Origin of the sequence: endosymbiont of Ridgeia piscesae, assembly GCF_001443665.1 — a bacterium.
Classification (GTDB): Bacteria; Pseudomonadota; Gammaproteobacteria; order Chromatiales; family Chromatiaceae; genus Endoriftia; species Endoriftia persephonae.
Map to the genome: position 1 here is coordinate 226,121 of NZ_KQ557116.1, position 23,156 is coordinate 249,276.

Here is a 23,156-nt window from a genome sequence, read left to right on the forward strand (position 1 = left end):
CGCACTTCGCTGATTAAGAGTTTCTTCCGCATGTCAGATACAAAGTATATTTTGGCAAGTTCAAAAATAGACTGCCAATACTTTCGGAACGATTAATACTCATGGGATGATATTGCAGAGGCGCTGGAGGCGCGGGGTTTTATCCAAGCCGATGTAGTACTCGGTCCTGAACTCGACTGAAACAAAAAGGGGCAACGGCTTGCTGCCGCGGCCCCTCTCTTCGATATCAAAGTTTCGGAAGGCTTAATTGTCGCCGAACTCGTCCATATCCATCTGCAGCAGGATCGCCTTACGCAGCAACTTCTGCTCGTTCTGCATGGTCCGCTTGATATTGCTGATCTCTTTCTCCAGGTCCTGAATGCGGTAGATCAGTTCTTCGGCATTCATCTCTACATCCGGCGAGATGCTGATACCGCCGCCAGCGACTGCCCGGTTGCCACTGGAGTGTATCTCCGAGACTGACGCGAGTTGTGTCTGATTTGGCTGCTGGTAGCTGACTTCCTGCTGAAGTTCAGTGATCACCGAGTCGATGGCTTTGTCGTCAAGGGTGTGCAGCTCTTCGAGGCAACCGTAGAGCATCAGGCGGTCGCAGATCGAATTGATCCGGCGCGGAACGCCATTGGTGAAGTCGAAGATCTTCTTGAAGACCTCGTCAGTGAGCTCCGGATCATTCTTCCAGCCGACCAGCTGCAGTCGGTGCTTGATGTACTTTTCGGTCTCGTCAGCGCTGAGTGGCTCCAGGTGGTAAGAAGCGATGATGCGCTGACGGAATTGCTCCATGCCGGGGCTTTGCAGGGTGCGCTTGAACTCCTCCTGGCCGAGCAGGAAGGTCTGTACCAGTGCCTTATCAGCAACCTGAAAGTTGGAGAGCATGCGTAGCTCCTCGACAGAGCGGGCCGGCAGGTTCTGTGCCTCGTCCACCACCAGCAGGATCTGCTTGCCCTCAGCATGACGGGTGCGGGCGATCGCCTCCAGATTATGCAACAGGGTGGCCTTGTTGAGCCCCTCGTGGGCCAGGCCGAAGGAGGCGCAGACCATGCGCAGCATATCGTCAGGATCGACCTGGGTGGTGACCAGCTGGGCGGCCATCACATCTTTGTTGGATATCTCTTGGAACAGGTTGCGCACCAAGGTGGTTTTGCCGGTTCCGATACCGCCGGTGATGACGATGAATCCTTCGCCCTGCTCGAGACCGTAGCGCAGGTAGGCCATTGCGCGGTTGTGGCCCTTACTGTTGAAGAAAAACTTGTGGTCTGGGGTGAGTTGAAAGGGCTTGCCTTTCAGCTTGTAGAAATCGTCATACATTAGATCTTGCCCGTATGGTCTCTTTACCGTCCCTTGGAGTGCCCGTTGGCCCGGGTCGGGATCTTAATTCCTAGGCCAGTCATGTAAAGACTTGTCAGGGAACCCCGGCGGCAGCTGCGAAAATCGTGAAATTTCACCGGCTCAATTATGCATAGAAAGGTTTGCTTTGCATACAGCATGAGCCGCAAAGCGTTGATCGGTTCATATCTTGGAAAAAGCGGGGGATTGGCATCGGGCGTTTCCCCCTATTGACGCTGCCAAACCGGCTCAACTATCTTCCATGCCTAATGAACGTCGCATAATTTCAATAACCGAAAAGGAGCGTTTATGTTGCAAATCGGAGAGGTGGCACCGGAGTTTGAATTGCCGGATGCCGATATGTATATGGTTAAATCCACAGACTTTATGGGTAAAAAGAACCTGGTTCTCTACTTCTATCCCAAAGACGACACCACCGGTTGTACCATCGAGGCGGTGGAACTTTCGGACCTGGTTGAGACGTTTGAGCAGTCCGATACACAGATTTTTGGGGTGAGTCGGGACAATTGCGTCAGCCATGCGGCGTTTCGTGACAAACATGGTCTGACGGTGCGCCTGCTGGCCGATCCAGATGGCGAGGCGTGTGAGGCCTATGGAGTTTGGCAGGAGCGAGAGGCGCACGGAGAAAAGCGCATGGGAATCGTGCGCTCGACCTTCATCATCGATAAGCATGGAGTACTCCGGCATGCGCTCTATGATGTCAAGCCCAAGGGGCATGCCGCGGAGGTGCTGCAGCTGGTGCAGCAGCTCTGAGTCAGACAATCTTGGGATGAGGGATTGAAACTACGTACCCAACTGCTGCTGTTTCTGTTTCTCTACGGGTTCATCCCGCTCATTGCTATGGTGGCGATCAACCTTCCGTTCGTGCTCGATCGGATGGAGCTGTTCTACCATAAGGCGCACCTGCAAAACTTGCGCGCCGATTTCAAGGATCTGGACGAGCATCTGGCCAGCCGCCATGTGATCCTGCGCCTGCTGGCGAAACTCCCCGAGCCGGGCACGATTCTGGAACGGCAGCCTGAGAAGTCGTCGGCGGAGATCGATGCTGCCCGGCTGCGCTATACCGGCTGGATCAATGAGACCCTGCGCGGCCAGCTCGATATCGTGCAGATTCTCTTCATCGATAATCAGGGGCGGCCGCGCTTTTGGCTGGAGCGGGATTCTCGTGACCAGCAGTGGAAGCCAACCGTCAAAAAACCTGAACTGCCCTCAAAGGCACTGTTTCAGGCGAGTATCAGGCGGGAATTTGGTTTCGTCGGAGTGAGCCAGATTCGCCTCAATCAGCGCACTAACGACCCGCGTCGGCTGATGACGCTGACCCTGATCAGCCCGGTGTTCGAGCGGGCCAAGCCGGGTGGGCCGATCGGAGCGGTGGCGATCAGCATCGACGTCGGCGGCATGGCTCAAGCCTACCGGGACACCCTGTGGGTCACCAACAACGGCGCCTACTTTGAAGAGCGTCTCAAGGGCGACACTCGGCCGCTTGCGTTTGCGGATTTTCAGGGGCTGGAGGAGATATTCAGGCAGGGTAGCCTGGCGCTCTGGAAAGGAGATAAGCAGCAGGTGATCTGGGTGCCCCTGTTTATGACCGAAGAGTCTGGCCCGCTCTGGGTGGGGCGTTCGGTGGACCCCTCTCCGCTGGCCGAGTTTCGTACCAGCCTCTCGTTGCGGGTGATCTTGATCGTGTTGGTGGCGTTGATCATCGTCCTGCTCTCATCGCGCTGGATTGCCCAGCAGATCGCCCATTTCAGCGAAACCTTGGCCGATGGCATCGGGCGGGTGCTGAAATCGGATCAACCGGTGGCGTTCCATTGGCGTGGCCCGCGGGAGATCGAAGAGCTAGGCGAAAAGCTCACCGCCCTGGCCGAGACTCATGCGCATCACACCCAGGCCCAACGAGAGCATGCCCGTCAGCTGGAGGAGTCGAACCGCTACAAATCAGAGTTCCTGGCGAATGTGAGCCATGAGCTGCGCACCCCGTTGAATTCGATCCTGCTGCTGTCGAAGATGCTGAGGGAGGAGGGGGACAATCTGGGCGAGCAGCAGTGCAAGCAGCTAAAGGTGATCCACGAGGCCGGCAGCGATCTGAAGGCGCTGATCGACAACATCCTCGATCTCTCGCGTATCGAGGCCGGGCAGGCTGGCCTTGTCCTTGATCAGATTGATATCAGGCGCATGGTAGAGGAGCTGCTGGAGCTGGTGCAGCCCCAGTTCGAGGCTAAGGAACTCTATCTGAAGGCGGAATTTGATCCGCAGCTGCCGGATGGCTTTCTCTCCGATCAGGAGAAGGTGCGGCAGATATTGAAGAACTTCCTCTCCAACTCGGTCAAGTTTACCGCAGAAGGCGGCGCAATCCTGCATGTCTATCGAGACCTGGACTCCGCCTGTTGTCCGCTCTGTTTTGCGCTGCAGGATAGCGGTATCGGCATCCCGCAGGAGAAGCACGAACTGATCTTCGAAGCCTTCAAGCAGGCGGATGGCTCCACCAATCGGCGCTTTGGCGGTACCGGGCTGGGGCTCAGCATCAGCCGTCAGCTAGCGCAGCTGCTGGGAGGCGAGATTAGGCTGCAGAGCCAAGAGCAGCAGGGCGCGCGATTCACTCTCTGTCTGCCGCTGCAGCCGCCGGCTGATGCTGCGATAGAGCCGCCGCCGGAACAGCCCTCTCTGCTTACCGTCAGTCGGCCGCGATCGCAGCCGGAAGAGCCGCCTGTGGATGCGTTCACGGGGGGGCGTCTGCTGTTGGTCGACAACAATCTGAACAACCTGCTGGCCCTGACGCCGCTGCTCGAGGGCTGGGGTCTGGAGGTGACTGCTGCGGGGGATGGCGACGAGGTGCTGGAGACGCTGAATGAAGAGAGTGACTTCGCCATCACCCTGGTAGATACCATGATGCTGGGTATGGATGGCTATGATACGATCCGCCGTATCCGCGAAGAGGCGCGCTTCAATGCCATGGCGATCATCGCGCTCACTGCAGACACTACGGCTGAAGATCGGGAGCGTTGTCTCGAAGTGGGGGCTGATGATTTCATCTCCAAACCGATCGAGATGGAGGAGTTGAAAACAGTGATCGAGCGGCACCTGCCCGCATGACCATTGAGACAAGCTGACGGACCGCCAGGAGCAGATGAAGCGCTACACCGGATTCAAGTTACTGATCGTTGACGATCACGAGCACAACCTTTTTACCCTGCGGACCCTAATCGAACGCCATATGGATGTGCAGGTGTTCGAGGCGGATTCCGGCCAGCAGGCGATCGACATCGCACTGCATGAGCCGGCTATCGACCTGATCATCCTCGATGTGCAGATGCCGGGGATGGATGGTTTCCAGACTGCCTCGATGCTGAAGATCCGCAGCAAGACCAAAGATATCCCGATCATCTTTCTCACCGCGGCGTTCAAGACCGAGGCGTTCCAGCAGAAGGGTTACGAGGTCGGCGCGGTGGACTATCTGCTCAAGCCGATCGATGATAATCAGTTGATCAACAAGATCAGCACCTACTTCCGCTTGATCGAGAAGGAGCGTGGCCTCAACCGGGTGCTCGAGCAGAAGGTAAAAGAGCGCACCGCGGAGTTGGCGGCAGCGAAGCGCCATCTGGAGAATATCCTCACCCATATGGGCGAGGCGCTGCTGCTGCTCAATCCGGAGGGAGAGATCGAATCGGTAAACCCTGCCGCCTGTGAGATGCTGAGCTATCCTGAAGATGATCTGGTTGGCATGACTATCGCTGATATCTTCGAGGAGGAGGAGCAGGAGCAGGCGGGAGCCTTCTTCGGCACCTGGCTTGAGGCCCTGATCCGGACCGGAGCGTTGAGCCGCATCGAGGCGCGGTTCATCGCCAAGGATGGTCGGCGGGTGCCGATACTGTTCTCCCGCACCGCAGTGAAGGATGAGGCGGGGGAACTTCAGCATATCATCTGCATTGCAAAAGATATGACTGGATATGTACGTGAAGAGGATGCAGTTGATTCAGCATCCTGAGGAGTGTGTCATGAGTGAACCAACAGACCCGGAAATCCAAGGTGAAGATACCGTACTAACGGCCAATGCATTGAAGGCGATGGCGCATCCACTGCGCTGGAAGATCCTCTGTTCGTTGGGCGACAGTGAATTGTCTGTCGGTGAGATCGTGGAGCGTACCGGTACCTCACAGAGCAACATCTCCCAGCACCTGGAGCAGCTGCGTAACAAGAACATTGTGGTCTCTCGCAAGGAGGCAAACCGGATCTTCTACCGTATCCGCAACCATCAGTTACTCGACCTGATCGGCACCATGCGCAATGTGCTCTGCCCTGCCAATCTTGATGACCGCTATCCGAGGTAGAAACGATGGATGAAGCGCTGATCGATTTGCAGACTCGTGTGGCCTTTCAGGAAGAGAGCATCCAGGCACTGAATCGTGCGCTGCTGGATCAGCAGCAGGTCATCAATGCGCTGCAGGCGGAGCTGGAGACCGTGCACCAACGACTGCGTGCGCTCACGCCATCGCCACTGGAAAGTGATGCGGTGGAGCCGCCTCCGCCGCACTATTGAGAACGGCTCACTCCGATCGACATAAAATAAAAGGGCAATCTTCAGCCAAGCTCTTTCAGGGCGTGGTTAAGCTTCTGTTCAATCGCCCTTTTCAATTTTAGCAGGGTCACGGTGGCTGGTGCCTCATCCTGGCGCATGCTGCTGATCCTGAGCGAGGTCAGATAGATTGGATAGCGCTTGTTGCCTGCCCGTAGTCCCTGCAGAAAACCTGCGGTGGCGCTGTAGATCATCTCACCATACTCAAGCCGGCTGAACTCACGATCACCACATACCAGAGCCACCGGCATGGCGTCGGATGCTAGGGAGTCGGTGACCAGGGTCAGCTCCATGTAGTCGTCCGGACCGTTCAGCGGTACTCGGCGCCGTTCTATGCTCCAGTCGCCGGACGGCGCTTGTTTCAGCTCGTAAAACTCGGTCTCAGCGAGCAGGTTGCCCGCCCCCCCTGGCAGCATCAGTCGCAGCTGTTGCAGGCTGTTCAGAAACCGCCGCTGCTGCAGCATCATGAAGCGTGGGCTGTCCATCAGCATCGACTGGCGGAACAGCGCACCCTGTTCATCCAGCAGGTAGATCTGCACCGACTCCCGTTGTACATGAAAAAACAGCTGGATGAGATCTGGCTTATTGTGCCGATAGAGGGCCGGGTAGGGAGTCTGGTGCAGGATGCGGGGGTCGATCTGCAGAGGCTGAAACACATGCTGTGGTATTTCCAGCGCCTGCAGAAAACGTTCGAAGGAGTCGAGGTTACGCCACTGAAAGCCTTGCTCTTTCTGCTGGATTAGATAGAACGCTTCACTGATGCGAAAGGCGTAACGACCGCCGTGGCCCGGTTGCTGGTTGAAATAACCCAGGATGTGGCGATACAGTCCGGCCAGTCGCTGTGCTACCTGTGGGCCCTTGCTGGCAGCGTGGCTGAATGCTTCGATGCGCGCCAGGGCTGGCATTTGGCTTGGCTGCTGCTGCATTGTCAGCAACTGACAGAGAGAGTCGAGCAGACCTTCCGGCCCCTCCCGGTGCAGCACCAGCCGCTCGCCCCAGCTGGTTACCACCAGCTCTTCCATATTGATCAATAGGTTGGCACGGGCTGAACCGTAGCTGAGTGGATCGTAGCGGTCGCTGGTGAGCTGTTTTCCTTCAGCGGAGAGGTGCTGCATCGGATCCTGGCCGAGATTGACGAACAGCGCGATTAGGGTGGGATAGGCGGGGCCTGCGAGCTGGTCAATCGTCACATGTGCGCTCTTGTGCTGCGGGAAGAGGTGCTGGAGATCATAAAAGATGGCGTTCAGTTCGTGGCGTTTGATCGGGCCGTGGCTGGGAAATAGATGGATCAAGGTGGCGCTTCCCCAGACCTGGTTGAGCAGGCACCAGAGCAGCATCTCTACCAGATTGAGGGTGACCTTGATCGGCTGCTGTTGATCGGCCTGTTCGACCTTACCGCGGAACAGCATCCAGCTGAGGGTGCCGGCCTTCGAGGGGCTGTGGTGGAGTGATAGCTCACTCTCCGTAAGATTCTTTGAGATGCCGGGATTGATGCTGTCGATCTTGCCGGGGCGGTGGTCCAGTGCAGTGTAGAGCTTGCGTCCGAGCAGGTTGAGCTCCATCGGGTCGATGGTGCTGGTTTGGGCATGGGTGCGGGCAAAGTCGGTAAGCAGGCGGTAGCTGCGCGAGAGCACGCTGACCATCACGTTGCGTTCACGGATTACCCGGTCGATCTTCCACTCTGGACGGGTATCAAGCATCTGCAGCTGAGTCTGGCTCCAGCCCCACTCCCGGGTCAGCTTGAGCAGCTCGCGGGTGCGCCAGTGATGATGTGTCGAGAGGCGACTGAGCGGCTGGTCGACTTTGAAGTAGAGACAACGCCGGGCCAGCTCAAGGCGCTCCTGGTCCTGCAATTGTGTCAGGTACTCTTCCACCTGACGATACATCAGGATATAGGCATCGAGCTGGTTAAGATCGGTCTCACCGGCGTAGATAGCGCGTTTGGTCTGCAGGGCAAGCCACGGGGTGTCAGGGTAGTGCTTGCTGTAGGCCTCCATCAGGAAGATCTTGAGGATCGATTTGTAGGGTGAGTCGATGCCCTTGTAGAGCTGCCAGAGTGCGGCGCCAAAAAATTCCCCGGCAGGGACCTGATCGAGGCCGCCCAGATCGAGTAGGTCACTGGGCTCGACAAAACGCTTTGCCAGCAGGTTTTCAGTGTAGCGCTGATAGTCCTGCTCCTTATCGGGGGGCACCAGCCACCAGAGGGGGGGGAGGCCGGCCAGCATTACCGCACTGCGATAGAACTCCTCCAGCAGCAGGCTGTGTTGGGTGCTGCCGCTGCTCTCGGCATCGAGTTTGGTGGCCTCCCGGCGGCGAAACCGCTCTGGATCGACGAGGAAGATGTGCAGTTCGATACCGAGTGCATCGGCCTCCTGTTCGATCGCATTGATCTTTTTTTGCAGATTCTGGCGTTGCTTCTCCGAGAGGTTCGGGGCATGACAGAGCCAGAGATCGAAGTCGCTGCCAGACGATTGGCCGATGGTGCCGATGCTGCCCATCAGGTAGAGGCCGAGGATGTGAAACACTCGGTGGGCGCGTTTTTTGTAATCGAAGCTGCGATTCAGGTGGTGGGCTGCCTCCAAAGCCTTACGGGAGGGGCTGAAGTCAGGGATGCCGGCCGGCACCTTGCTGTTGATATAGCCTGGCAGTACCGGATGGTTGATGTGAAACAGCAGCGGCAACAGCTGCAGCAGATCCTGTTGCGTGGGTCTTAGCTCCCCCAGGATGCGCCGCAGCCGCTCCCGGTGGAGTCGCTGGAAGCGCAGCCGGATGATCTTCAGATCTTTGCGGCTGATTCCCTCATCAAAACTAATGGCGCGCGATTCAGGCATCGCTCTAGCTGGTGGTATCCTCAAGCTGTTGCTGAGCGGAATCGATCAGGCGTTGCGGATCGAAGCCCTTCTCCCAATGGGCGAGTCCGTAGCGGATCAGTGGCGGTGGCGTCTCATCGGGCAGGCTGAGCGCACCCTCGTGACACTCCTGCACGATCTTTTCGAGCAGCACCCCGGCATCGGCCAGGCTGGTCTCCGGTAGCACCAGCATAAATAGATTGCTCTGGTAGCGGCCGATGGTGTCGGCCCAGCGCAGTCGGTCACGTAGGTAGTGCGCAAAGGTAAGAATGAGCGGCTCGGGTACGGGCTCTTCGGGGGCGTTGGGGATGCTGATCTCCACTATCCCCAGGGTCAGCGGATTGCCGTAGCGGCGGCTGCGTGTCACTTGCACACCCAGTGCCTGCAGGGTAGCCTTGCGGTTGGAGAGACCGGTCAGCTCATCGGTGATGGTCAGCTCCTCCACCTGACTCTTCAGCACGTCGCGTTCAAGCTGGGTGCTGATCTGGCTGCTGATGTCCTGATAGTAGTGAATGCGCAGAGGGCCGGGTTTCGAGTCGTCGATCTCGCGGATCTCCCGGCGGAACCAGCGTTCGCCATCGCCATTGATGGAGGTGTGGAGCATGTCGCTCTCATCGAATAGGGGGTGCAGCCCTTCCGGCAGGGTCTGTTTATCTTTGCCGATCAGCTCGGCCGAGTCGAGATGGAGCATCTGCTCCAGGGCCGGGTTGAGCCAGCAGATGCGGGAGTCTTGGTCGAAAGCCAGCATGCCGGTGGGGCAGGCTTCGAAAAACGCTTTACTGAAGTTGATCAGATCACTCATGACCGGAGTTCCAGATTCAATTTTAATGCCCGGGCCAGCGCGACGGAGCGGCTGACGTTATGCGACCGCAGCAATTGGGCTGCGGCAATCTACGCAGCAGTTAGCGACAGGGGAAAAAAAATCTTTAGGGGAAATCCCGGATCATTGGCGTGAAAAATGTGCTGAAGCCGGAGTGAGGAAAACCTCATATCACTCATATTCAGAGGCGCGACGGGCATCACCATAGACTTTGTCTACGGGATAGCGGGCCTCGTTGATCTCGATCTTGCGCTGGGCGACCTCGATCAGGTCGATATCGAGCCGTTCTGCGCAGCGGATCAGGTAGATGAAGATGTCTGCCATCTCCAGCGCCACGGCATCGTGTTTGTCTGGCGGCAGCTGATAGCTCTGCTCCTCGCTGAGCCACTGGAAATGTTCGACCAGCTCGGCGCACTCGGCGATCAGCGCCATCGAGAGATTTTTCGGCGAGTGGAACTGCTCCCAGTTGCGTGTCTGGGCAAACGTCTTGAGGTGCTGGTTGAGCTGCGCCAGGCTGTCAGTCTGCGGTGTGGGCTCGCTGCTCATTGGTTGATCCGCTCCCTTGCTCTGCCGATCGCCGCTCGTACCTGGCTCGGCGCGGTGCCACCGATGTGGTTGCGGGCGGCCACTGACCCCTCCAGGGTGAGCACCTTGAAGACATCCTCCTCGATGTCTGCGGAGAAGCCCTGTAGCTCCTCAAGGCTCATCGCTGAGAGGTCGCGCCCCTCGGCCACCCCGAAGGCGACGGCGCGTCCCACTACGTCGTGAGCATCACGGAACGCCATCCCCTTGCCCACCAGGTAGTCGGCCAGGTCGGTGGCGGTGGCGAAGCCTTTCATCGCCGCCTCGCGCATGTTTTGCTTGCGGCAGGTGACACCGGGCATCATCTCGGCGAACACCTTGAGCGAGCCCTGCAGGTTGTCGACGGTATCGAACAGCGGCTCTTTATCCTCCTGATTGTCCTTGTTGTAGGCTAGCGGCTGTCCCTTCATCAGAGTCAGCAGGCCGATCAGGTGGCCAAAGATGCGCCCGCTCTTGCCACGGATCAGCTCCGGTACGTCCGGGTTCTTCTTCTGCGGCATGATCGAAGAGCCGGTGCAAAAGCTGTCGGAGAGCTCTATGAAGGCGAACTGGGCTGAAGACCAGATGATTAGCTCCTCGGAGAAGCGCGAGAGGTGCATCATCAGGATGCTGGCGTCGGCGCTGAATTCGATGGCGAAGTCCCGGTCCGAGACCGAGTCCAGCGAGTTCTCGCTGGGGCGCTCGAAGCCGAGCAGATCGGCGGTGTAGTGGCGGTCGATGGGGTAGCTAGTACCGGCCAGGGCGGCGGCCCCCAGGGGCATCACGTTGAGCCGCCGGTTGCAGTCGGCGAAGCGCTCCCGGTCGCGCTCCAGCATCTCGAACCAGGCCATCATGTGGTGACCAAAGGTGATGGGCTGGGCAGTCTGCAGATGGGTGAAGCCGGGCAGGATAGTCTCCGCCTCGCGCTCGGCCAGGTCGAGCAGCGCCTGCTGCAGACGCAGGATGCCGTCGCGGATCACTTCGATCTCATCGCGCAGCCAGAGGCGGATGTCGGTGGCGATCTGGTCGTTGCGGGAGCGGCCGGTGTGCAACTTCTTGCCGGCGTCGCCGATCTCGGCGGTCAGCGCCGCCTCGATGTTCATGTGCACATCCTCCTGGGCGATCGACCAGTCGAACTCGCTAGCAGCGATGCGCTCGCGGATCTGCTCCAGTCCCTGGATGATGGCGTCCCGTTCGGCTTCGCTCAGTATGCCCTGTTTTGCCAACATGGTGGCGTGGGCGATGGAGCCCTCGATATCATGCCGGTAGAGACGCTGGTCGAACTCGACCGAGGCGGTGAAGGCCTCGACAAAGGCGTCGGTGGGGGCGCTGAGGCGGGCGGAGGAGAGTTTTGCGGAGGCGCTGTTGTCGCTCATCTGGGGCTATCCTAATAACGGGCCGGAAGCGCACCATTATACAGGCGAATGTTCCATGCATCAGGTGGAAAGGCGTGACGAATCGAAGCGGCAGGGCACAAGCGATAGCGGCTGTTTTCTGCCCAACTTCTGCTCGATCCGGGCGGTATTCGGGGCGGTGGTCACTGCCGAGCTACTGGCGCTGCTACTGGTGCTGGCGTCAGCGACGCCGCTAGCGCGGTTCTGGACCGAGCTGAGCAGCCTCTCGCTGGTGGTGCAGTGGATCGCCCTGAGCAGTGCGCTGCTGCTCTGCTTGCTGCGCCCCCTGCTGTGCCGGTTTGGCAACCGGGTGGCGGGGGTGTCGGCCTGGCTGTTGCTGCTGCTGACAACCCTGCTGGCCTGCGAGGCGGCGCGAATGCTGACCAGCGCCAGCTACCGCCCCTTCGACGGTGCCGACTGGGAGGCGCTACTGCGCTATCTGGGGATCGCCGCTATCGTTGGCCTGCTGCTGTTGCGCTATCTCTATCTGCAGTTTCTCTGGCGTCGGCAGCAGCAGGCGGAGAGCGCGGCGCGGCTGCAGGCGTTGCAGTCGCGGATTCGTCCCCACTTCCTGTTTAACAGCATGAATACGGTGGCTAGCTTGACCCGCACCGACCCGGTCCTGGCTGAACGGGTAGTGGAGGATCTGGCGGATCTGTTCCGCGCCGCCTTCGGCGATGCACAGCGTGACTCGACCCTGGGGCGTGAGCTGGAGCTGGCGCGTCACTATCTGAATGTGGAGCGCCTGCGCCTGGGTGAGCGGCTGCAGCTGGAGTGGGATCTGCAGGATCTGCCTGAAGCGGCGACCCTGCCGGCGCTGACCCTGCAGCCGCTGATCGAAAACGCGGTCTACCACGGCATCGAACCTGCGCCCGAGGGGGGGCGTATCGAGATCGTTGGCCGCTACCGGCACCGACGCATCAACCTTAGTATCCGCAATAGTCTGCCGCCGGAGAGCGCGGAGAAGGTGCGTGAAGGCAACCGGCTGGCGCTGGAGAATATTCGCCAACGGTTGGCGGCTCGCTTCGATACTGAGGCGAGTCTGATTCATTCTAAGGTGGATGGGATGTATCAGGTGCGGTTGGTGATCCCCTACCCTTGGAGTGAGACATGAATATCCTGCTGGTGGACGATGAGCCCCTCGCCCGGGAGCGGTTGACGGCGCTGCTGGTCGAGCTGGGTGGCGATTACCGGGTAGTGGCGATGGCGGCAAATGGCGAACAGGCGCTGCAGCTGTGTGACGAACTGCAGGTGGATCTGCTGCTGCTCGACATCCGCATGCCAGGCATCGATGGCCTGACAGTGGCGGCACGATTGGCTGAGATGGCGACGCCGCCGGCGGTGATCTTCACCACCGCCTATGATGAGCACGCGCTGCAGGCGTTTGAGCAGAATGCGGTGGGCTACCTGCTGAAACCGGTGCGCAAACAGCGCCTGCAGCAGGCGCTTGAGCAGGCGCAGCGGCTGACCCGACCGCAGCTGGTGGCGCTGAGCGTGGTACAGGCGTCAAGCGCCCCGCCGCTGCGCTCCAGCTATCGGGGCGGGCTCGAGACCCTGCCGATCGAGGCGGTGATCTATCTCAAGGCCGAGGCCAAATACGTAGTGGCCCGCCATGCGGGTGGCGAGCTACTGCTGGAGGAGTCCCTGAAGAGCCTGGAGGGGCGTTATCCCGAACAGCTGTTGCGCATTCATCGTAACGCCCTGGTCGCCCGGCAGCGGCTGGTGGCGCTGGAGCGAGGGACGAATGGCGGTGCTTGGGTGCGTCTGCAGGGGTGTGAGGAGCGGCTGGAGGCGAGCCGCCGCCATTTGCCGGAGATACGGCGCTGGTTGAGCCGGTGAGAGCAGGTTTGGGCTTGTGGGGGTGTCAGGAATGCTCGCTCTGCAATCTTGTATAGGCGCCTGACTCGGATATAGGAAAGTTTTTGCGTTAGTCGATGTTGTAATGCCTGTGGTTAACAAAACCCTTGGCGCAAATACTAGAATTCATAGTGCAGGAAGGGAGTTCCGAGGCCTTATTCGTAGGGATGAATACCCACCTGTCAAATGTGGGGGTGTGCGATGTTTAGACAAACACGCTTGAGTGCGCCGACCCCGTCTTTCAAATGGAGCCTGATCTTCGCGGTGTTGGCAGGGTGCCTGTTCGTAGCATCGGCGCTAGCGGGTACGCTCGTCGTCGAGAGTAGCAGTGACTGGAAGTCCTTTAACGCAGTGGCTGATCCAGGAGTCTGCCCTGGGGTCATAGATTCAGCGGGTCCAGCATGGACCCAAGCTGGCTTCGATGATAGTGGTTGGCGCAACGCCAAGGCACCAACAGAGTTTTATCCCTGGTATGGTAATCCGCCTGGACCTGAGTTGGAGGTCTTTATGTGGGACTGCCCCCAGGGATGCACTTCGTATAACAATGGTCCGGATGAGGCATTCTTCCGTTATCAGTTCAGCCTCGACAGGCCGCTGCTTGCGGCAACAGTTAAATTCGATGTGAATGACGAGTTCCAGCTCTATATCAACGGTACGCTGGCCTATATCGACCTTACCGGTGGTGCAAATCAGACTGGCTGGATTGATGTCACTTCCTATCTGAATCAGGGGGAGAATACTCTCGCCATGCGGGCCTGGGATGGTGACATGTGCAGCGTATTCGATCGGGGAGTGGCTGAGGCCGCAATTAAGTTGCAGATTGAGACCGATGACACGATCTATGTCGAAATCGACATCAAGCCGGGTAGTGAGGTCAACAGCATCAATCTGGGTTCATCGGGCGTAGTGCCGGTGGCGATCCTCAGCTCGCCTGAGTTTGATGCTACCACAGTCGTGCCTGAGAGCATCGAGCTGGCTGGTGCCCAGGTGAAGATGGCGGGTAAGAGCGGTAAGTACCTCTGTCACCAAGATGATGTCAACGGTGATCAGTTGATCGATCTGGTCTGCCAAGTCTACACCACCCAGTTCATGATCGAGCCGGGTGAGGCAAGCGCGGTACTGGAGGCCGAGACCGAAGATGGCATGATGGTTCGCGGCGAAGATGGCGTGCGAATTGTGCCCGACCACTAGGCATAAGAGACTGCCGATATCCCCTGTTGTCGAGCAGGGGGTGTCGGCTATTTGAACGCGAGACTGGCCTGTCCAGAATGGCGCTCAGTGACGGAGTGTTCCCGCACCCGATCCGCCCTCATCGCGCCAACATACCCTCCTTCAGGCCCTTGTCCGCGGGCTCATTTCCCAACCAAATTTTCAGCCAGGCGACATGGAAATCTGCGCCCTTGATGGTGGCCTTGAGCTGACCGCGAATCCATATCTCGGTGCCACGCCCTGGGATGTAGTCGAGATGGATCTCATCCCCCTCATCGACGCCACTGAAGGCGGCATTGAAGGCATCGATGCGCGGCTGCAGGGTGGTCAGTTCGGTGTTGTCGAGGTTCTTTCTGAATCCCTTGTTCCAGCCATCGACCAGCTTTTCTCTATCCAGGTGATCGTAGAGAAAGTGCATGCTGACCCTTTTTGGTCCAGACATCGGGTAGATGGTCTCAGGATCGGTCGATTTTTGGGGCAAATAGAGGGCGCCCACATAGATCTTGAAAAAGAACTTTGTCCGGATGCCGGCGCCATTCAGCACCAGTGACTTCCCAGCAACTGTGGTTGTCTCAGCAACCGGCACGCCGGCTATTTCACGGGCAAAAAGCGAGGGTGCCAGCAGTAGCGTGGACAAAGCAATAAGAAGCACACGAATCATGACCTGGCCTTTGTATAAAGGACGCGATCGTCCAATTGGTAGAAGGTAACGGGCCTGAGTCAGGAGGAGTGCGGTAAGATTCGCCGTTGTCGAGATAGCAAATTCATACCCAAGAACTCAGGCTACTGGAATACTAGCACGGTGCTGCATTTTAACCGGCTATTGAAAAAGGCTTCTCTGGTGCTGCTCTGTTCGCTGCTGCAGGCCTGCCTGCCGTTGCGTCAGTCACAACTCCCGGCCCAACAGACGCCTTCCCCACCCCTGTCATCAGGCGCAACGCGAATCACCGCTCCAGCAGCCAGCTCGATGCTTGCACAGGGCTGTTTTGGTTGTCATGGCCCGCAGGGCGCATCGTCAGGCCCGGCCACCCCAAATATCGCCGGCCTGCCGGCAGATTACTTCATCAAAGTAATGCGGGCCTATCAGCAGGGGGAGCGCATTGCCACCGTCATGGGCCGTATCGCCAGAGGCTATTCGAGCCAAGAGATCGCACGCATGGCTGGCTACTTTGCCGCCCTGCCCCGGCGTTCGACCCGCCTACAGGGGGTGGATTGGGTTGCAGTACGCTTCGGTCAGCGGCTGCACTCGCGCTACTGTGGAGAGTGTCACGATTCGCAGGACAAGGGCGCGCCACGCCTGCAGGGTCAGCACTCGGCCTATCTGCGCTGGACCCTGCATGACTATGTGCTGGGCGCCAACCGTACCGGCAACGGCATGCAGCGTCAGCTGACCCGGCTGATCCGGGCCGAGGGGAAGGCAGGACTGGAGGCGCTGCTCGCCTACTATTCGGCGGATCTCTCCATACCGGAGGCTTCGCTTAGCCGATAGGCGTGAGAAATTGCCTCCAGCATAGGCAGGCTTTAGCATAGTGGCCCAGCACGGCGCCCCTTCCGTCGCTGCCTGCGGGCTGGGATGGGGGCGAAGGCGCCGAGAATATGAATCTTGCAAGGCCCATCTCCTAATGTCCGACAATAGAATCCGCATCGCTACCCGAAAATCCCCTCTCGCCATGTGGCAGGCAGAACATGTCGCCGCCGAATTGAAGCGGGCGCATCCCGGATTGGAGGTGGAGCTGCTGGGTATGAGTACCCAGGGCGACAAGATCCTCGATACGCCGCTGGCGAAGATCGGTGGCAAGGGGCTGTTCGTTAAGGAGCTGGAACAGGCCATGCTGGAAGGGCGCGCCGATATCGCGGTGCACTCGATGAAAGATGTGCCGGCTGAGCTGCCGGAGGGGCTGCACCTGTCGGTGATCATGCAGCGGGAGGATCCGCGTGATGCCTTTGTCTCGAACCAATACTCCAGCTTCGAGAGCCTGCCCGAAGGCGCGCGCGTCGGTACCTCCAGCCTGCGCCGCCAGTGCCAGTTGGCCGAGGCGCGCCCCGATCTGCAGATCAAGCCCCTGCGGGGCAACGTCAATACCCGTCTGCGCAAGCTTGATGAGGGCGAATACAATGCGATTATCCTCGCCTCCGCCGGTCTCAAACGGCTCGGCTTTGAACCGCGCATCACCGCCTTCATCGCTCCTGAGCAGAGCCTGCCGGCGATCGGCCAGGGTGCGATCGGCATCGAGTGCCGCAGCGACGACGCACAGGTCAATGCCCTGATTGCGCCGCTGCATCATGTTGACACCGCTGCCTGCGTGCATGCCGAGCGGGCCATGAACAATCGCCTGATGGGTGGTTGTCAGGTGCCGATTGCCGGTTACGCGATGCTGGAAGCCGGCAACCTCTGGCTGCGTGGTCTGGTGGGCGAGATCGACGGTAGCCGGATCCTGCGTGGCGAGGCTGAAGGGACGCCGGATGAGGCGGAGTCCCTTGGTGTCGGTTTGGCCGAGCGCCTGCTGGAGTGGGGCGCTGACGAGATCCTGTCGACACTCTATGCCGACTGAGTCCGACAGCGCTTGTGATTTGCAGGGTGTCGGGGTATTGGTGACACGGGCGGCCCACCAGGCTGAGCCGCTCTGCCGGGCGATCGAAGCGCACGGTGGGCGGGTGGTTCGCTTCCCGGCGCTGGCGGTTGAGCCGGCCGGGGGGGCGGCAGAGCTGCGGGCCAGTCTGGCAGTGCTGCAGCAAGGGGCGCTGCTAGTCTTCGTCAGCCCAAACGCCGTCGAGTATGGCTTGAAGTTGCTGCCACGGGATAAGCCAGCAGTTCAGTTGGCAGCGGTGGGTCGGGCCACCGCCAAAGCCCTGGAGCAGGCCGGCTGGCCGGTCGACATCCTGCCGCAGTCGGGCTTTGACAGCGAGGGGCTGCTGGTCAGCGAGGCCCTGCAACAGGTTGCAGGGCGGCAGGTTTTGATCTTCCGTGGTGAGGGGGGCCGCGCCCTGCTGGGCGATACCCTGATCGAACGGGGAGCGCAGCTGAGCTACGTCGAGGTCTACCGGCGGGTCTGTCCGCAACTTGACGTTGGCCCGCTGTTGCAGCGTTGGCCGACAGAGGTGCAGCTGGTCACCGCGACCAGCAATGCGGTGCTGGAGAATCTGCTGCAGATGCTGGGGCCGGCTGCACAGCCGATGCTGCTGGCCACCCCCTTGCTGGTGATCAGTCGGCGCATGCGGGAACGGGCGCAGCAGTTGGGATTCAGACAGATCCTGTTGGCGCAAGGCGCCGACGAACAATCGATTATGGAGCGGCTCTGCAGTTGGATGGCACAGAGCAACCACTGGCAAAGCACAATAGATGATGGATGAAGAGTCGATGACAGAGCAGGATAAGCGCGAACAGTCCGGGTTGGAACAGGAGCCGGAACAAGCGAAGCAGCCGGCGCCTGAAAGGGCCAGCGAAACCGTAGGCGAGGAGCCGCCAGTCCAGTCTGCCGAGAAACAGTCGGCCTCCCGCCTGCCTTTGGTGCTGGCAGTGATCGCCCTGCTGGCGGTGCTGGTCGGATTGTTGATGGGCCAGCGCTACTGGGAAGGGATGCAGCAGTCATTGTTTCAGGTTCAGGCTGAGCTGAAGCAGACGAGTCAGGAACAGAGCCGCATGAGTGAGCTGTTGCAGCAGACCGCCCGGGAGTACCAGTCCCAGCAGGCGCAGATCGAGTCGCAGCAGCAGGCGCTGGCCAGTCAGCGCCAGGCGTTACTGGCCCAAGTAGAGAAGATGGAGCTGGAGCGCCAGTTGCTGCAACAGCGGGGTCAGCAGCTCGACAGCTCGCTGCAGGAGATGCGCAATCGGCTCGGCAGTAACAGCAATCGTTGGCGGGTGGCGGAAGCGGAGTATCTGATGCGCCTGGCCAATCATCGCCTCTCCCTCAGCAGTGACCTGAAGAGCGCAGCGGCAGCGCTGCAGGCGGCGGATACGCGGCTGCGCGATACTCTTGATCCCGGCTGGAACGGGGTGCGGGATATTTTGGCCCAGGAGATCAGCACTCTGCAGTCGACCCCATTGCTCGATTTGAGTGGGCTGAGCAGTCGTATCAACGGACTGATCGAGCAGGTTGATGGCTTGCGGCTACTGGATGAGGGCGGCGTGGTGTTGCGTCCCAAGGCAAACGCTGAAACCTTGCAGCCGCCGATGGAGGATGGGCGCATCGACTGGCGCCGGCTGGCGGAGGATCTGTGGCAGGGCTTCAAATCGCTGATGGTGATTCGCCACCACCAGCGTCCGGTGACGGCGATGTTGCCGCCGGAGCAGCGCTACTTCATCTACCAGAATCTGCGTCTCAAGCTGGAAGGAGCGAAGCTCTCCCTGCTGAGCAACAGCAGCGAGCTCTATCAGGACAGCCTGCAGACCGCCCATCAATGGGTGGCGCGCCATTTCGATAGTCATGTGGCGGAGACCGGTCTGTTTCTGAAGCAGCTCGACCTGTTGGCACAGCAGCCGGTGGAGCTCAAGCACCCCGACATCTCCGCCTCGCTGCGGGCATTGCAGGGGCGGCGTGCGTTGCTGCGTGATCAGCAGGAGGCCAAGTGAAAAATCTGTTTACTGCCTTTATCGTCGCGCTGTTCGCGATCGTCCTGACCCTGTGGGTCAAGGAGGACAACGGTTATGTGCTGATCGGCTACGGCGAATGGACGGTGGAGGGAAGTCTGGCGCTCTTCACGCTGGCCAATCTGCTGCTGTTCTTGCTTCTCTATCTGCTGCTGCGCAGCCTGGCCAGAATTTGGTCGATCCCGCGCGGTCTCTCGGCCTGGCGCGGACGGCGGTGCAATCGGCGTGCGCAGAAGGCGCTGACTCAGGGGCTGGTGGAGCTTTCTGAAGGCCACTGGAAGGTGGCGGAGAAGCAGTTGGTACGTTATGCCCATCAATCCGAAACGCCGTTGCTCAACTATCTGGCGGCGGCCCGGGCGGCACAGTTGCAGGGCGAGGATGGGCGACGCGATCACTACCTGCAGCAGGCCCACCAGAGCATGCCGATGGCGGATGTGGCGGTGGGGCTGACCCAGGCGGAGCTGCAGCTGGCGCACCAGCAGTATGAGCAGGCGCTGGCGACCTTGACCCATCTGCGCAGTCTGGCGCCCAAGCATGTCTATGTGTTGCGTCTGTTGCGCCGCCTCTATGAAAGTCAGGAAGAGTGGCAGCAGCTCGAGGCGCTGCTGCCGGAGCTGCGCAAGCGCAAGGTGGCGGATGCGGGGGATCTCGATGCCCTTGAGCTGCGGTTGGTCGAGCAGCGACTGCAGCGGGTTGCGCAGAAGTCCGGTGAGGAGGGGCTGCGCCAGGCCTGGGGCGAGCTCTCAGCTTCATTGCGCCGGCGTGCCGAGCTGATTGGTGCCTATAGCCGGTTGATGCTGGCGGAGGGGCGCGGTGAGCTGGTGGAGTCGCTGCTGGCGGATGCCCTGCGCAGTCAGTGGAGCGAATCGCTGCTGCGGCTGTTTGGCGCAATCGAACGGGGGGATCCGGCGCAGCGCCTGGAACTCGCTGAGAGCTGGCTGCGCGATCGGCGGGAGGATCCGCTGCTGCTGTTTATTCTGGCCCGGCTCTGCCTGCAGAACAAACTCTGGGGTAAGGCGCGCAGCTACTTCGAGGCGAGCATTGCGATTGAACCAAACGCTGATGCCTACCGGGAACTGGGGGCGTTGCTGGAGCAGATGGACGAGCCCGCAGCGGCGCTCGACTGCTACCGGGAGGGTTTGCGTTGCGCTACCGAGAGCCGCCAGCCGTCAGCACCGGCGGCGTTGCCGCCGCCAGCGAAGCCGGCAGTGATGGGGTCAGCGCACCTGATCGGAGTGGAAGGCTGAAGCCTAGCCGCTTGGCCGAACGTGCAAAGCAGTCCGGCTCGCATGGCTCACTTGCCGGAGGCGGCACCGTACTCGAATGAGTCGGAGTAGAGGTGATCGGGGCTCAGGCCTTTGTCGAGAAAGGCCTGTTTAGCGGCATTGATCATTGGCGGCGGACCGCTCATGTAGAGTTCATAGTCGCTCAGATCGGGGTGATCCGCCGTCACTGCTTCGTGCACCCAGCCGGTCTGACCCTGCCAGCCCTCGTCCGGTTCCGAGAGCACCGGCACATAGCTGAAGTTGTCGTGATCGGTAGCCCACTGCTTGGGCAACTCGGGCAGGTAGAGATCGGCCTGCCTGCGTACACCCCAGTAGAGCACCATCTTGCGCTTGACGCCGATCTCAAAGGCGTGTTCGATGATCCCCTTGAGCGGCGCGAAGCCGGTGCCGCCTCCGGCGAAAATAATCGGGTGCTCCGACTCCTCGCGCAGGAAGTAGCTGCCGAGGGGGGCCTCCAGGCGCAGGATCGTCTTTTCCTGCATGTCATTGAACAGGAAGTCGGTGAACTTGCCGCCTGCTATATGACGGATATGCAGCTCGATGAACTTGTCGTCGTGGGGCGCGTTGGCAATGGAGAAGGCGCGTTTGCTGCCATCCTCGAGGATAAAGTTGAGGTACTGGCCGGCCAGAAACTGCAGCCGTTCGCCCTCGGGGAGTTTGATATAGAGGCGGATTACGTCGTCATTGAGGTGCTCGATCCGGTCGACCTTGCAGGGGAACTCTTTGATTTCGATATCGCTGGCCTGTGCGGCTTCTTTCACCTCGATGCGCAGATCGCTGCTGGGGGTTGCCTTGCAGGTCAGGCAGCTGCCGGCCGGTTTGCCGTCCAGTGCCGGTGGCTCACCATCCGGGTAGCTCACGCTGCCTTCAGAGAGGCTGCCCTGGCATTCACCGCAGAAACCGTTGCGGCAGCCGTAGGGAAGATTGATGCCTTGACGAACCGCTGCCTCGAGGATGGTCTCGTTTTTTTCGACGTTGAATTCGTGCCCGCTGGGCTCGACATGGACTTTAAAACTCATGGGAATCCTTGATATCTAGAGCGAACTGCTAATGGGGCGAAATTCTCGCCTATTTAAGTCAGGAATTAAACCTAGGAGAGTTTCAGGTAATGGCGGAGACCACCATCGTGGGTTGTGGCGATATCGGTGCGCGGCTGGCGCAGCGGTTGATCGGAGCGGGTGAGGCGGTGCGCGGCTGGGTGCGTAGTCCGGCCGGTATCGAGCGGCTGCAGCGGTTGCGCATCCCCGCCGCGTTGGTCGATCTAGATCGGTCCGATGCCCAAGGATCTGACCTGGAGGGTGCGCAGCTCTTCTACTGTGCGCCACCACCTAAACAGGGAGTGGAGGATGGCCGGGTGGCGCACCTGATCGAGCTGTTCGCCCAGGTCGGCCAGCCGCGACGGGTGGTCTATCTCAGCACCACTGGTGTCTACGGCGACTGCCAGGGTAAGTGGGTCGATGAAACGCGGCCGCCGGCACCACGGGTCGACAGGGCGCGCCGCCGGCTGGATGCGGAGCAGCGCTGGCGGGCCTGGAGCGAGGCAACGGGTGGCGAACTGGTGATCCTGCGAGTGGCGGGGATCTATGGTCCTGGCAAGCTACCGCAGGCGCGCCTGCAAAACGCCGTGCCGATGGTGTGCCAGGCAGAGTCACCGCTCACCAACCATATCCACAGCCTCGATCTGGTGGAGATCTGTGTTGCGGCGATGCAGCGCGGCCGCAATGGCGAGGTCTACAACGTCAGTGACGGCCAGCCCGGCAGCATGACCGACTACTTCATCCAGGTGGCCGACTTCCTCGGCCTGCCGCGGCCGCCGTTGATCTCCCTGGAGGAGGCGAAGCAGCAGCTCTCGCCGGGTATGCTCTCCTATCTGGCGGAGTCGCGCCGGCTCGATAACCGCAAGATGTTGGAGGAGTTGGCGGTGCAGCTACGTTACCCGAATCTGGATCTGGGGCTACCGGCGGCGCAGGAGGCTCCTTAAGAGTTAAGTCCCTCGTCGACCCAGTCGAGCAGGCTGTTCCAGGGCGGAAGATCTTTATAGACCGATGAGCGCGGCAGTTCGAACACGCCGAGGCCGGTCTCGGCGGCGCGGATGTAGCTTTGGCTCTCGCGCAGGTGGCCGATCACCGGGAAGTTGAGGTCGCCGAGGAAGCGTTTCAGATCTTTGTAGACGCGGGTCTTGCGGTTGACCCGGTTGGCGACGAAGCCGATGCGGGTCTGATGGCGTAAGACCCGGCCGCTGCGCAGCAGCTCGTCGAGGTGACGGCGGCAGGCGCGGATGTCGATGGGGGAGGGCAATACCGGGATGATCAGGCTGTCGACCCGGCGCAGCATCTGATTGATCTGCTTGCCATGCACGCCGGCGGGTGCGTCCATCACCAGAAGGTTGGTGCCGCGGGCCGGTTTGGGGGCGGCCTTGGTGGCGTCAATGGCCTCGATCTCCGGGATGCCAGTGTAGTCCTGACGCGCCTCCAGCCAGTCGAGACTGGAGCGCTGCGGGTCGAAGTCGGCCAGTGCCACCTTCAGCCCCTCGTCGGCGTACCAGCTGGCCAGGTTGGTGGCCAGGGTGCTTTTGCCGCAGCCCCCCTTGGCGTTCATCAGCATGATCTTGTGCATGGTTTCCCCCTGCCGTTTCGCATCATCCCAAGCCTAGCGGAGCTTGAGCCCTGCCGAAA

General features: G+C 60.1%; 22 protein-coding genes. 14 read left to right on the plus strand and 8 right to left on the minus strand.

All coding sequences use genetic code 11. From position 1 onward, the window contains the following. Positions 1–243: 243 nt before the first annotated feature. Positions 244–1,305 (minus strand): XrtA/PEP-CTERM system-associated ATPase, encoded by a 1,062-nt coding sequence (locus Ga0074115_RS02195; RefSeq protein WP_005958487.1) that lies wholly within the window; start codon positions 1,303–1,305, stop codon positions 244–246. Between the two features lie 327 nt (positions 1,306–1,632). On the opposite strand from Ga0074115_RS02195, the gene Ga0074115_RS02200 reads away from it, so the two are divergent. Genes Ga0074115_RS02200 through Ga0074115_RS02220 form a run of 5 tightly spaced genes read left to right on the plus strand, consistent with a single transcriptional unit; the run spans position 1,633 to position 5,881 of the window. Further along, positions 1,633–2,097, plus strand: coding sequence for a peroxiredoxin (locus Ga0074115_RS02200; protein ID WP_057956463.1), 465 nt, complete (start codon positions 1,633–1,635; stop codon positions 2,095–2,097). Positions 2,098–2,121: 24 nt separating this feature from the next. Continuing rightward, positions 2,122–4,437 carry a hybrid sensor histidine kinase/response regulator gene (locus tag Ga0074115_RS02205; protein WP_060528157.1) on the plus strand — a complete coding sequence of 772 codons (2,316 nt, stop codon included), beginning with the start codon at positions 2,122–2,124 and terminating at the stop codon, positions 4,435–4,437. A gap of 34 nt (positions 4,438–4,471) precedes the next feature. After that, entirely contained in the window at positions 4,472–5,329 is an 858-nt protein-coding gene (locus tag Ga0074115_RS02210; protein ID WP_060528158.1) for a response regulator, read from the plus strand. A 10-nt stretch (positions 5,330–5,339) separates the two neighbouring features. Beyond that, positions 5,340–5,672: an ArsR/SmtB family transcription factor gene (locus Ga0074115_RS02215; protein ID WP_006475446.1), complete on the plus strand. Its 333-nt coding sequence runs from the start codon at positions 5,340–5,342 to the stop codon at positions 5,670–5,672. A gap of 5 nt (positions 5,673–5,677) precedes the next feature. Then, positions 5,678–5,881, plus strand: coding sequence for a SlyX family protein (locus Ga0074115_RS02220; RefSeq protein WP_005958482.1), 204 nt, complete (start codon positions 5,678–5,680; stop codon positions 5,879–5,881). 41 nt (positions 5,882–5,922) lie between these two features. On the opposite strand, the gene Ga0074115_RS02225 is transcribed toward Ga0074115_RS02220, so the two are convergent. The 4 genes from Ga0074115_RS02225 to argH all read right to left on the minus strand — a co-directional run bounded on the left by Ga0074115_RS02225 (position 5,923) and on the right by argH (position 11,523). Then, complete coding sequence (locus tag Ga0074115_RS02225) at positions 5,923–8,748, minus strand: class I adenylate cyclase (protein ID WP_057956334.1); 2,826 nt, start codon at positions 8,746–8,748, stop codon at positions 5,923–5,925. A gap of 4 nt (positions 8,749–8,752) precedes the next feature. Next, on the minus strand, positions 8,753–9,568 hold the full coding sequence (locus Ga0074115_RS02230; protein ID WP_057956333.1) for a sensor domain-containing diguanylate cyclase: 816 nt from the start codon (positions 9,566–9,568) through the stop codon (positions 8,753–8,755). Positions 9,569–9,757: 189 nt separating this feature from the next. Then, positions 9,758–10,132, minus strand: coding sequence for a nucleotide pyrophosphohydrolase (locus Ga0074115_RS02235; RefSeq protein WP_057956332.1), 375 nt, complete (start codon positions 10,130–10,132; stop codon positions 9,758–9,760). After that, positions 10,129–11,523, minus strand: a complete 1,395-nt coding sequence (gene argH / locus Ga0074115_RS02240) for an argininosuccinate lyase (protein WP_057956331.1) — start codon at positions 11,521–11,523, stop codon at positions 10,129–10,131. The genes Ga0074115_RS02235 and argH overlap by 4 nt, the downstream gene beginning before the upstream one ends. 55 nt (positions 11,524–11,578) lie before the next feature. Here argH and Ga0074115_RS02245 point away from each other — a divergent pair, with 55 nt between their 5' ends. The 3 genes from Ga0074115_RS02245 to Ga0074115_RS02255 all read left to right on the plus strand — a co-directional run bounded on the left by Ga0074115_RS02245 (position 11,579) and on the right by Ga0074115_RS02255 (position 14,589). Next, entirely contained in the window at positions 11,579–12,655 is a 1,077-nt protein-coding gene (locus tag Ga0074115_RS02245) for a sensor histidine kinase (protein WP_057956330.1), read from the plus strand. Continuing rightward, positions 12,652–13,380 carry a LytR/AlgR family response regulator transcription factor gene (locus Ga0074115_RS02250; RefSeq protein ID WP_057956329.1) on the plus strand — a complete coding sequence of 243 codons (729 nt, stop codon included), beginning with the start codon at positions 12,652–12,654 and terminating at the stop codon, positions 13,378–13,380. The genes Ga0074115_RS02245 and Ga0074115_RS02250 overlap by 4 nt, the downstream gene beginning before the upstream one ends. Before the next feature lie 219 nt (positions 13,381–13,599). Further along, complete coding sequence (locus Ga0074115_RS02255) at positions 13,600–14,589, plus strand: hypothetical protein (RefSeq protein ID WP_157292610.1); 990 nt, start codon at positions 13,600–13,602, stop codon at positions 14,587–14,589. A 118-nt stretch (positions 14,590–14,707) separates the two neighbouring features. Here the strand turns inward: Ga0074115_RS02255 and Ga0074115_RS02260 are convergent, their stop codons facing one another. Further along, positions 14,708–15,268 carry a chalcone isomerase family protein gene (locus Ga0074115_RS02260; RefSeq protein WP_057956327.1) on the minus strand — a complete coding sequence of 187 codons (561 nt, stop codon included), beginning with the start codon at positions 15,266–15,268 and terminating at the stop codon, positions 14,708–14,710. Between the two features lie 141 nt (positions 15,269–15,409). On the opposite strand from Ga0074115_RS02260, the gene Ga0074115_RS02265 reads away from it, so the two are divergent. From Ga0074115_RS02265 to Ga0074115_RS02285, 5 genes are all read left to right on the plus strand, one after another. Continuing rightward, positions 15,410–16,096: a c-type cytochrome gene (locus Ga0074115_RS02265; RefSeq protein ID WP_157292612.1), complete on the plus strand. Its 687-nt coding sequence runs from the start codon at positions 15,410–15,412 to the stop codon at positions 16,094–16,096. 133 nt (positions 16,097–16,229) lie between these two features. After that, positions 16,230–17,159: a hydroxymethylbilane synthase gene (hemC, locus tag Ga0074115_RS02270; RefSeq protein WP_087959707.1), complete on the plus strand. Its 930-nt coding sequence runs from the start codon at positions 16,230–16,232 to the stop codon at positions 17,157–17,159. Further along, positions 17,149–17,958, plus strand: coding sequence for a uroporphyrinogen-III synthase (locus Ga0074115_RS02275; protein WP_057956325.1), 810 nt, complete (start codon positions 17,149–17,151; stop codon positions 17,956–17,958). Before hemC ends, Ga0074115_RS02275 begins: the two co-directional genes overlap by 11 nt. After that, positions 17,948–19,177 carry a uroporphyrinogen-III C-methyltransferase gene (locus tag Ga0074115_RS02280; protein ID WP_057956324.1) on the plus strand — a complete coding sequence of 410 codons (1,230 nt, stop codon included), beginning with the start codon at positions 17,948–17,950 and terminating at the stop codon, positions 19,175–19,177. Before Ga0074115_RS02275 ends, Ga0074115_RS02280 begins: the two co-directional genes overlap by 11 nt. Further along, entirely contained in the window at positions 19,174–20,442 is a 1,269-nt protein-coding gene (locus Ga0074115_RS02285) for a heme biosynthesis protein HemY (protein ID WP_060528160.1), read from the plus strand. Before Ga0074115_RS02280 ends, Ga0074115_RS02285 begins: the two co-directional genes overlap by 4 nt. 47 nt (positions 20,443–20,489) lie before the next feature. Here Ga0074115_RS02285 and Ga0074115_RS02290 read toward each other — a convergent pair whose 3' ends face one another. Then, the gene (locus tag Ga0074115_RS02290; RefSeq protein ID WP_057956322.1) at positions 20,490–21,500 is read right to left on the minus strand and encodes a CDP-6-deoxy-delta-3,4-glucoseen reductase; all 1,011 of its coding nucleotides are present in this window, start codon (positions 21,498–21,500) and stop codon (positions 20,490–20,492) included. An 89-nt stretch (positions 21,501–21,589) separates the two neighbouring features. Here Ga0074115_RS02290 and Ga0074115_RS02295 point away from each other — a divergent pair, with 89 nt between their 5' ends. After that, positions 21,590–22,462, plus strand: a complete 873-nt coding sequence (locus Ga0074115_RS02295) for an SDR family oxidoreductase (RefSeq protein WP_057956321.1) — start codon at positions 21,590–21,592, stop codon at positions 22,460–22,462. On the opposite strand, the gene Ga0074115_RS02300 is transcribed toward Ga0074115_RS02295, so the two are convergent. Then, complete coding sequence (locus Ga0074115_RS02300; protein WP_057956320.1) at positions 22,459–23,097, minus strand: nucleotide-binding protein; 639 nt, start codon at positions 23,095–23,097, stop codon at positions 22,459–22,461. The genes Ga0074115_RS02295 and Ga0074115_RS02300 overlap by 4 nt on opposite strands. Between the last annotated feature and the right edge of the window lie 59 nt (positions 23,098–23,156).